Here is an 8,808-nt window from a genome sequence, read left to right as displayed (position 1 = left end):
AGCAACGGCCCGATCACTTCCCATGCCTGATCAGTCAGTTCATGACGTCGCACCACGAACGGAGTAACGACCGATCGACATTGCGGACACGCCCTAGAGGAAGGTCTGTCCCTCGCCCCGGTACGTCGGCACGGTGGCCGTGATCCGGTCGCCCTCGACCAGCCGCAGGCTCTCGAAGCGCTCGCACAGCTCACCGGCCTTCGCGTGCCGGAACCACACCTTGTCGCCGATCCGCAGATCGTCGGCCGGTGAGCCGAGCAACGGGGTCTGCACCTCGCCGGGACCCTCCTGGGGGTCGTACGAAAGCCCCTCCGGGAGGTACGGCACGGGGAGCCGGTCGGGGCCCGCGGCCCCGGACGCGGGATAACCCCCGCCGAGGACGGTCACCACCCCGACCCCCGGACGGCGGACGACCGGCTGCGCGAACAGCGCGGCAGGGCGTCCGCTGAACGAGGTGTAGTTGTCGAAGAGCCTCGGCACGAAGAGCCCCGAACCCGCGGCGATCTCCGTCACCGCGTCCTCGGCGGCCGTGTGCTGCACGCTGCCGGTGCCGCCGCCGTTCACGAACTCCAGGTCCGGAGCCACCGCCCGCACGGCCCGCACCACGGCCGCCCGGCGCTCCGCCAGTTCCCTGCGGGCCGCCGCCTGCATCAGCCGGATCGCCCGCGACCGCAGCGGCCGGCCCGCGACCGCGTCCCCGACCCCCGCGACATGCCCCTCGTACGCCATGATCCCGACCAGCCGGAAGCCGGGACGCCGCTCGACCGAACGGGCCAGCTCCGCGAGTTCGGCGGGCTCGCGGAGCGGGGAACGGCGGGCGCCGATCCTGATCCGGCCGCCCAGCAGACTGAGCGCCGTGTCCAGCTCCAGACAGACCCGGACCTCCTCCGTCCCGCCCGCGCGGGAGGCGTCGATCAGATCCAGCTGCGCCACGTCGTCGACCATCACGGTCACGGCGGCGGCCAGCTTCGGGTCCCGCGCCAGCTCGCCGAACCCGGAGCGGTCCGCCGAGGGATAGGCGAGCAGGACGTCCTCGAACCCGGCGCGCGCGAGCCACAGCGACTCGTCGAGCGTGAACGACATGATCCCCGCGAAGCCCTCCCGGGCGAGGACCCGCTCCAGGAGCGCCCGGCACCGGACGGACTTGCTCGCCACCCGCACCGGCTTGCCGCCGGCCCGGCGCACGAGGTCCGCGGCGTTGGCGTCGAAGGCCTCCAGATCGACGATCGCCACGGGCGCGTCGAGATGAGCGGTGGCCCGGTCGTAACGGGCCCGGTCGGCGGCACGGGGAGTCATGGCCCGAGCTTGCCAGACAGGTTTACGGGTGGGTAGCCCCTGGGTTCCCGTGCCAGGGGGAACAGCCCGTAGAGTGACGGGCATTGTCGACACGAGCGGGGGGACGGGGATGACCGGCGAACAGCGCCCCGGCACGACCTCCCGCATCACGGACGCCCTCCTTCCACCGCCCGCGCCGGACACGGAACCGTCCGCGATGGAGACGACCACAAGACTGAGGGCCATCCAACCGACAGAACCCCGCCCCACGACGCCCCCGCACCCGGCGTCCGGCTCCGCTGCTCCGACTCGCCCGATACCCGGTGTCGGCTCGTCGACACCCCCGGTTCCGCCGCGCCCTGCGGCAGGCTCCGCGACTTCCGCACCTGCCACCCCGGAGCCCGGCCCGGTGGCCCCGGCCCGGCCGGTGTCGGGCCCGGGAGCTCCGCCCAGCCCCGCGACGCTCCTGTCGACTCCGCCCCGACCTGCGACGTCCTCCGCAGCACCGACGGCACCGACTTCGCCGCGCCCGGCTCCCGCCTCCGGCGCCCCGGCTGCGCCGTACGCCGCCCCCGGCTCCGCCACCCGGGCGCCTGCGGCACCGTCCCACCCCGCTCCCGCCCCCGGCCCGGTGGCCCCGGCCCGGCCGGTGTCGGGCCCGGGAGCTCCGCCCCACCCCGCGACGCTCCCGTCGGCTCCGCCCCGCCCCGCGACGCTCCCGTCGGCTCCGCCCCGACCTGCGACGTCCTCCGCAGCACCGACGGCACCGACTTCGCCGCGCCCGGCTCCCGCCTCCGGCGCCCCGGCTGCGCCGTACGCCGCCGCCCCCGGCCCCACCGCCCCGGCGCCTGCGGCTCCGCCGCGCCCGGCATCGGGCTCGGGCGTGCCGCTGCCCGCCGCCACCGGTCCGGCATCCTCCGCGCAGCCGCAGCCGCAGCCGCAGCCGCAGCCGCAGCCGCAGCCCTCGGCGGGCCTCCCGGCACAGAGCCGCCCGGCACCGAGCCGCCCGGCGGCCGAGGCGGCCACCCGGCCCGGTTCCACGACCGTCCCCCCGACCGTCCCCGCGCCCGCCCATCCGTCCCGACCCGCGTCCGCCGGTTCGGCGCCCGGCCGCACCGCCCCGGCGTCGAGCACCGACTCCGCCGCCCGGCGGGCGCACTCCGCGGCGACGACCGGTTCCGACGCCCGGTGGACGGAATCCACGCCGACCACCGCCCCGGACAGCTCCTGGCCGCACCCCGCCCCGCGCCCCCTTCCGGCCCCCGGCACCTCGCCGTCCGGCCGGGCCCACGGATACGGCGCCCCCGGCGGCCTCCGTCCCCTGCCCCCCGAGGCTCCCGTCGAGACCACCACCCGGCTGCGGCCCGTCCGGGAGCGGCGTGCCGGGCGGGCCGTCGCCGTGGCCGCCTGCGCCGTGCTCGGCACGGGGCTCATCGGCGGGGCGCTCGCCGGGGTGTGGCTCGCCGCCGCCGAGTCCGAGAAGCCCGCCGAACCCGCCGGGTACACCGAGGCGATGGACCTCTGGCACAACGCCCCCGTCGACACCCTCTTCCCCCGCACCCTGTCCGGACCCGGCGCGGGCCCCGGCGCCGCCACCCGCACCTGGACCCGGATCGTCGTCGCCCCGGACGCCGCCTGCTCGCCCGCGGTCCTGGCCAAGAACCTGCTCGCCACCCTCCGGCCGCTCGGCTGCGAGCGGGTCCTGCGTGCGACGTACACCGACGCCACCGCCAGCGGCGTGATCACCGTCGGTCTCGTCTTCACCCGCGCCGACGCGGCCACGCAGCGCACCCTCGACCCGGGCCTCACCACCCGCCTGGGCCAGGACGTCCCCCCGGCGCTCTCAGGCCCGGGTACCGTCGCCGCCCGCTTCGGCGCCAAGCAGCGTGCCGGCTGGTGGCTGAACGCCCCCGCCGACCTCCCCGTCGTCGTCACCGCCGTCTCCGGCTTCGCCGACGGCCGCGCCCTCGACGGCCCGCAGCCCGCCGACCGGTCCATGGCCCGGGGCCGTACCGACGCCGTCGCGCAGTCCGGCCTCGGCCACGAGGCCAAGAACATCACGGTGCTGTTCGAGCAACTGCTGCGCACGGCCGTCGCCCCGAAGACGAGGGAGAAGGACGTCCGGTGACCCGCCCGACCCCCCGGACGAGCCCGATCCGGTCGACGCGCCCGTCCCGCGTGATCCGGCTCCGTACCCCCGCCGCCGTCCTCCTCGCCGCCGCCTTCGTCGCCCTGCCCGCCACCACGACGCCCGCGTACGCCGACACCATCCGGGCCCGTCAGTGGGGCCTCGAGGCCATGCACACCACGGAGGCCTGGCGGACCACCAAGGGGGAGGGCGTCACGGTCGCCGTCCTCGACACGGGAGTCGACGCCGAGCACCCGGACCTCGAGGGCTCGGTCCTCACCGGTCGCGACCTGATCGGCTTCGGCGCCGCCCGGGGCGACCGCGCCTGGGCCCGGCACGGCACCGCGATGGCCGGGATCATCGCCGGCCACGGCCACGGCCCCGACGGCGGGGACGGTGTCCTCGGCATCGCCCCCGACGCCAGGATCCTCCCCGTGCGGGTCATCCTCGAAGGCGCCGACAAGTCCCGCGACAAGGCCCGCAAGACCCGCGGCACCGCCCTCGCCGAGGGCATCCGCTGGGCCGCCGACCACGGCGCCGACGTGATCAACATGTCCCTCGGCGACGACTCCAAGTCCGCCCACCCCGACGCGGGCGAGGACGCCGCCGTCCAGTACGCGCTCTCGAAGGGCGTCTCCGTCGTCGCCTCCGCCGGCAACGGCGGCGAGAAGGGCGACCACATCTCGTACCCGGCCGCCTACCCCGGTGTCATCGCCGTCACCGCCGTCGACCGCTACGGCACCCACGCCTCCTTCTCCACCCGCCGCTGGTACGCCACCGTCAGCGCCCCCGGGGTCGACATCGCCATCGCGGACCCGGACCGCCGCTACTACGAGGGCTGGGGCACGAGCGCCGCCGCCGCGTTCGCCTCCGGGGCCGTCGCCCTCGTCCGCGCCGCACACCCCGATCTCACCCCGGCCCAGGTCAAGCGGCTGCTCATCGACACCGCCCGCAACCGGCCGAAGGGCGGACGCAGCGACGCCAAGGGGTACGGGACGGTCGACCCGGCCGCCGCGATCGAGGCCGGGGCCCGGCTCGAGGGCGGCGACCCGAAGAACGCCACCGCCGGCTACAAGGGCCAGTACTTCGGTCCCGGACCGCTCCCCGCCACGGAGGAGAGCCGCCCGATCGGCCTGCTCGCCCCCCTCGCGGGCGGCCTCGGCGTCCTGCTCCTCCTGACCGCCGTCGTCCTCCGGCGCGCCCGCACCTCCTGAGGATCCCCAGCATCCCCCGAGGGCCCGTCGCGCGTCCCGAGGGTCCGCGGTCCGCCGAGGACCCGGCGGGCCGGGTGTCCCCCCGCGGCGGTTAGGCTCGTCGCGTGGCGCTCAAGAACATTCCGGACCCCGGTTTCTCCGACGACGACGGCACCGCCGACCCGCGGCTCGCCGCGGCCCTCGCGGCCTGGGCGGAGGACAGAACCGCCCACGGCCCCGTCCTCGCGGCGCTGCGGGAGGCCCGGCTGCTCGTTCCCGTGGTCGCCGTCCTCGGAGAGGTCGAGACCGACGAGAACGGTCTGCGCCGCGAGAAGACCAGCGACATGGCGGTCCCCACCCTCACGGCCGGTGACCGGCGCGCCCTGCCCGCCTTCACCTCGATCGCCTCGCTCGCCCTGTGGGACCCGGAGGCCCGGCCCGTGGCCGTTCCGCTCCACCAGGCGCTCCAGGCGGCCGCGCACGAGAAGGCCGACACGGTCGTCCTCGACCTCGCCGGCCCCGTGCCGTACCAGCTGACGGGCCCCGCCCTGCTCGCCCTCGCCGAGGGCCGTATCAGCGCCGACCCGCTCGACGACCCAGCCGTACGGGAAGCGGTACGGGCCGCCGTCGCCGCCGAGCCCGCGGTGCTCCGCGCCCATCTGGGCCCCGGTGCCGCCGACGGCACCCTCGCCCTGGTGCTCGCCGAGGGCGGCTCCCCGGCGGAGGCCGCCCAGCGGGTGGCCCGTGCCCTGGCCGCCGACGAAACACTGAGGGCCCGCCTGGTGCGGGGCCTCGACCTGGCACTGCTGCCGGCCTCGGCCACGCCTCCGGGCGAGCCCTTCTACGTGCAGAGGTAAGACGTACGGGCGACTCAGCCGTACACGGGACCCGTGTACTTCTCGCCCGGTCCCTGGCCCGGCTCGTCCGGGATCAGGGAGGCCTCGCGGAAGGCGAGCTGGAGGGACTTCAGGCCGTCCCGCAGGGGAGCGGCGTGGAAGGACGAGACCTCCGTCGCGCCGGCGTCCAGCAGACCCGCGAGGGCGTGCACGAGCTTGCGGGCCTCGTCGAGGTCCTTGTACTTGTCGCCCTCCTCGGTGAGCCCGAGCTTCACGGCGGCGGCGCTCATCAGGTTGACGGCGACGGTGACGATCACCTCGACCGCGGGAACCTCCGCGATGTCGCGGGTCATGGCGTCGAAGTCGGGGGAATCGGGGGAGTCCGGGGACTCGTTCTGGGGCGTCTCGCTCATGCCTCATACGATATGCCGGTCCTCGGTTAGCGGAGACCGCCGGGTCCTGCTAACCTTGTGTAACGACCGGCCGGACACGTGTGTGCCCGGCCCACAAGTGGAGGCTCCGTACTCCCACCTGACCACCCTCGCGGGTGGCGGGTCACCGGTCAGGTGGCGCCCATCGTTCCGTACGGACGATGGAGCCGCCCGATGTGCGCCCCGCGGTTGACCGCGGCGGTGCTCCGGTATTTCTGTGGAGCCCCGCCTGTGTCCCGTCCGGGGCGTTTTTCATGTTCCGGCTCGGTTGGTCCACAGAAACAGACATGCGCGTCCGTCCGCCAGGCGGTCGCGTGGTGCTACCGAGGAGGATCCATCAGCGCCGAGCCCCGCATCAACGACAGGATTCGCGTTCCCGAGGTGCGACTTGTCGGACCCAGCGGCGAGCAGGTCGGGATTGTTCCGCTTGCCAAGGCCCTGGAGCTCGCACAGGAGTACGACCTCGACCTGGTCGAGGTCGCGGCGAACGCCCGTCCGCCCGTGTGCAAGCTCATGGACTACGGGAAGTTCAAGTACGAGTCGGCCATGAAGGCCCGTGAGGCGCGCAAGAACCAGGCGCACACGGTCATCAAGGAGATGAAGCTCCGGCCGAAGATCGACCCGCACGACTACGACACCAAGAAGGGTCACGTCGTCCGGTTCCTCAAGCAGGGTGACAAGGTCAAGATCACGATCATGTTCCGTGGTCGTGAGCAGTCCCGTCCCGAGCTTGGTTTCCGCCTGCTGCAGAGGCTGGCGTCGGACGTCGAGGAGCTTGGCTTCATCGAGTCCAACCCGAAGCAGGACGGCCGGAACATGATCATGGTTCTCGGCCCGCACAAGAAGAAGACCGAGGCCATGGCCGAGGCGCGTGAGGCCCAGGCCGCACGCAAGGCCGAGCGCCAGGGCGTCGCCTCCGAGGAGACGTCCGAGGCTCCGGCCGAGACCGAGGCCGCCGAGGCTCCGGTCGTCGAGGCCGAGGCCGTCGAGGCTCCGGCCGAGACCCCCGAGGCGTGACCCGACGGGCTGCCAACCAGGCAGCCCCGGGCCCCGCCCGGAACCACCAAACGAAGATTTGACGCTCCCGGATCACCGGTGTCCACGCCGGTGGGGAGCGCCACTGACGAGGAGATACGGCGCGATGCCGAAGAACAAGACGCACTCCGGTGCCAAGAAGCGCTTCAAGGTCACCGGCACCGGCAAGATCCTGCGCGAGCGCGCCGGCAAGCGCCACCTGCTCGAGCACAAGTCGTCCAAGCTGACGCGTCGCCTCACCGGCAACGCCGAGATGGCCCCGGGTGACGCCGCCAAGATCAAGAAGATGCTGGGCATCTGAGTTTGATCTCCCGCTCTCGGCGACGAGAGCTTCCGGCCAAGACCGGGAACCATCCGTTTTTCGGGTCGTGTGAGGACCACCGCGACCCCGCTACAAGGAGTTAACAAGTGGCACGCGTCAAGCGGGCAGTCAACGCCCACAAGAAGCGCCGGGCGATCCTCGAGGCGGCCTCCGGCTACCGCGGTCAGCGCTCGCGCCTGTACCGCAAGGCCAAGGAGCAGGTCACCCACTCCCTGGTCTACAACTACAACGACCGCAAGAAGCGCAAGGGCGACTTCCGTCGGCTGTGGATCCAGCGCATCAACGCCGCTGCCCGCCAGAACGGCATGACGTACAACCGCCTCATCCAGGGTCTGAACGCCGCCAACATCGAGGTGGACCGCAAGATCCTCGCCGAGCTGGCCGTCAACGACTCCAACGCGTTCGCCGCGCTGGTCGAGGTCGCGCAGAAGGCTCTGCCGGCCGACGTCAACGCCCCGAAGGCCGCCGCCTGATCTTCCAGGCCGCAGTACCTCTGCCCGGACCCGCAGGCGCGCACGCGTCGGCGGGTCCGGGTGCGTCCGGCCCCCGAAGGGTGTTCGGCGGAAGCCGCGCCGCACAGGCCCGGACCACGCACCGCGGCCGGGCCCGGCAGGCCCGAGGCCTGTCCCGAGGGCCCGCCCCGCAGCCCGTTCCGAAGCCCCGGATCCCGAAGTCACCCGGCACCGAAGAGAGAACCGCCGCACCTCATGGTCACCCCCGAGCTGATCTCCCCGCGTTCCCCGCGTGTCGTCGCCGCCCGGCGGCTCGCCAAGCGCAACTTCCGGGGCAAGGACCGCCTCTTCATCGCCGAGGGCCCGCAGGCCGTCCGTGAGGCCGTCGAGCACCGCGGGTCCACCGGTGAGCCCACGCTCGTGGAGCTCTTCACCACCGTCGAGGCCGCCGAGCGCCACAGCACCATCATCGAGGCCGCCCTCGCCGCCGGCGCCCGCGTCCACCACGCCTCCGACGCCGTACTCGCCGAGGTCTCGCAGACCGTCACCCCGCAGGGGCTCGTCGGAGTCTGCCGGTTCCTCGACTCGCCGTTCGAGGAGATCGTCGCGGCCCGGCCCAAGCTGGTCGCCGTCCTCGCCCACGTACGCGACCCCGGGAACGCCGGCACGGTGCTGCGCTGCGCCGACGCGGCCGGTGCCGACGCCGTCGTCCTCACCGACGCCTCCGTCGACCTGTACAACCCCAAGTCCGTACGCGCCTCCGTGGGCTCCCTGTTCCATCTGCCGGTCGCCGTCGGCGTCCCCGTCGAGCAGGCGGTCGCCGGACTGAAGAGCGCGGGCGTACGGATCCTCGCCGCCGACGGGGCGGGCCAGGACGACCTGGACGCGGAGCTGGACGCCGGCACCATGGGCGGGCCCACCGCCTGGATCTTCGGCAACGAGGCCTGGGGACTGCCCGAGGAGACCCGGGCCCTCGCCGACGCCGTCGTCCGCGTCCCGATCCACGGCAAGGCCGAGAGCCTCAACCTCGCCACCGCCGCCGCGGTCTGCCTTTACGCCTCCGCCCGCGCCCAGCGGCCCCGAACCTCCGCCTGAAGGGTCCATTCCGCCTGCCCCGCCCAGTAGAGTGACGCACT

General features: G+C 74.0%; 9 protein-coding genes. 7 read left to right on the top strand and 2 right to left on the bottom strand.

The genetic code is table 11. From position 1 onward, the window contains the following. Positions 1-93 precede the first annotated feature (93 nt). Complete coding sequence (locus IE311_RS16435; RefSeq protein ID WP_189832417.1) at positions 94-1,296, bottom strand: amino acid deaminase/aldolase; 1,203 nt, start codon at positions 1,294-1,296, stop codon at positions 94-96. 862 nt (positions 1,297-2,158) lie between these two features. Here IE311_RS16435 and IE311_RS36690 point away from each other — a divergent pair. The 3 genes from IE311_RS36690 (at position 2,159) to IE311_RS16420 (ending at position 5,453) form a co-directional block, all read left to right on the top strand. After that, the gene (locus tag IE311_RS36690) at positions 2,159-3,403 is read left to right on the top strand and encodes a hypothetical protein (protein WP_229901951.1); all 1,245 of its coding nucleotides are present in this window, start codon (positions 2,159-2,161) and stop codon (positions 3,401-3,403) included. Between the two features lie 50 nt (positions 3,404-3,453). Further along, entirely contained in the window at positions 3,454-4,617 is a 1,164-nt protein-coding gene (mycP, locus tag IE311_RS16425) for a type VII secretion-associated serine protease mycosin (RefSeq protein WP_189832430.1), read from the top strand. Positions 4,618-4,721: 104 nt separating this feature from the next. Next, positions 4,722-5,453 (top strand): SseB family protein, encoded by a 732-nt coding sequence (locus tag IE311_RS16420; protein ID WP_189832416.1) that lies wholly within the window; start codon positions 4,722-4,724, stop codon positions 5,451-5,453. A gap of 14 nt (positions 5,454-5,467) precedes the next feature. On the opposite strand, the gene IE311_RS16415 is transcribed toward IE311_RS16420, so the two are convergent. After that, positions 5,468-5,845 carry a DUF1844 domain-containing protein gene (locus IE311_RS16415; protein WP_189832415.1) on the bottom strand — a complete coding sequence of 126 codons (378 nt, stop codon included), beginning with the start codon at positions 5,843-5,845 and terminating at the stop codon, positions 5,468-5,470. Positions 5,846-6,199: 354 nt separating this feature from the next. On the opposite strand from IE311_RS16415, the gene infC reads away from it, so the two are divergent. The 4 genes from infC (at position 6,200) to IE311_RS16395 (ending at position 8,767) form a co-directional block, all read left to right on the top strand. Beyond that, positions 6,200-6,880 carry a translation initiation factor IF-3 gene (infC, locus tag IE311_RS16410; RefSeq protein WP_189832429.1) on the top strand — a complete coding sequence of 227 codons (681 nt, stop codon included), beginning with the start codon at positions 6,200-6,202 and terminating at the stop codon, positions 6,878-6,880. A gap of 124 nt (positions 6,881-7,004) precedes the next feature. Next, positions 7,005-7,199, top strand: coding sequence for a 50S ribosomal protein L35 (rpmI, locus tag IE311_RS16405; RefSeq protein WP_030316087.1), 195 nt, complete (start codon positions 7,005-7,007; stop codon positions 7,197-7,199). 107 nt (positions 7,200-7,306) lie between these two features. Then, positions 7,307-7,693: a 50S ribosomal protein L20 gene (gene rplT / locus IE311_RS16400; protein WP_187622715.1), complete on the top strand. Its 387-nt coding sequence runs from the start codon at positions 7,307-7,309 to the stop codon at positions 7,691-7,693. 234 nt (positions 7,694-7,927) lie between these two features. Next, positions 7,928-8,767 (top strand): TrmH family RNA methyltransferase, encoded by an 840-nt coding sequence (locus IE311_RS16395; protein ID WP_189832414.1) that lies wholly within the window; start codon positions 7,928-7,930, stop codon positions 8,765-8,767. Positions 8,768-8,808: the final 41 nt, after the last annotated feature.

The organism is Streptomyces zaomyceticus, assembly GCF_014656215.1.
Lineage (GTDB): Bacteria > Actinomycetota > Actinomycetes > Streptomycetales > Streptomycetaceae > Streptomyces > Streptomyces zaomyceticus.
Note: the sequence above shows the minus strand (reverse complement) of the source record. Positions and strands in the feature narration are given on the sequence as shown.

What these genes read in the sequence shown, in the direction of transcription:
- IE311_RS16435 (WP_189832417.1), bottom strand. Translation starts at nt 1,296, where the DNA reads ATGACTCCCCGTGCCGCCGACCGGGCCCGTTACGACCGGGCCACCGCT.
- rpmI (WP_030316087.1), top strand. Translation starts at nt 7,005, where the DNA reads ATGCCGAAGAACAAGACGCACTCCGGTGCCAAGAAGCGCTTCAAGGTC.
- IE311_RS16395 (WP_189832414.1), top strand. Translation starts at nt 7,928, where the DNA reads ATGGTCACCCCCGAGCTGATCTCCCCGCGTTCCCCGCGTGTCGTCGCC.
- IE311_RS16415 (WP_189832415.1), bottom strand. Translation starts at nt 5,845, where the DNA reads ATGAGCGAGACGCCCCAGAACGAGTCCCCGGACTCCCCCGATTCCCCC.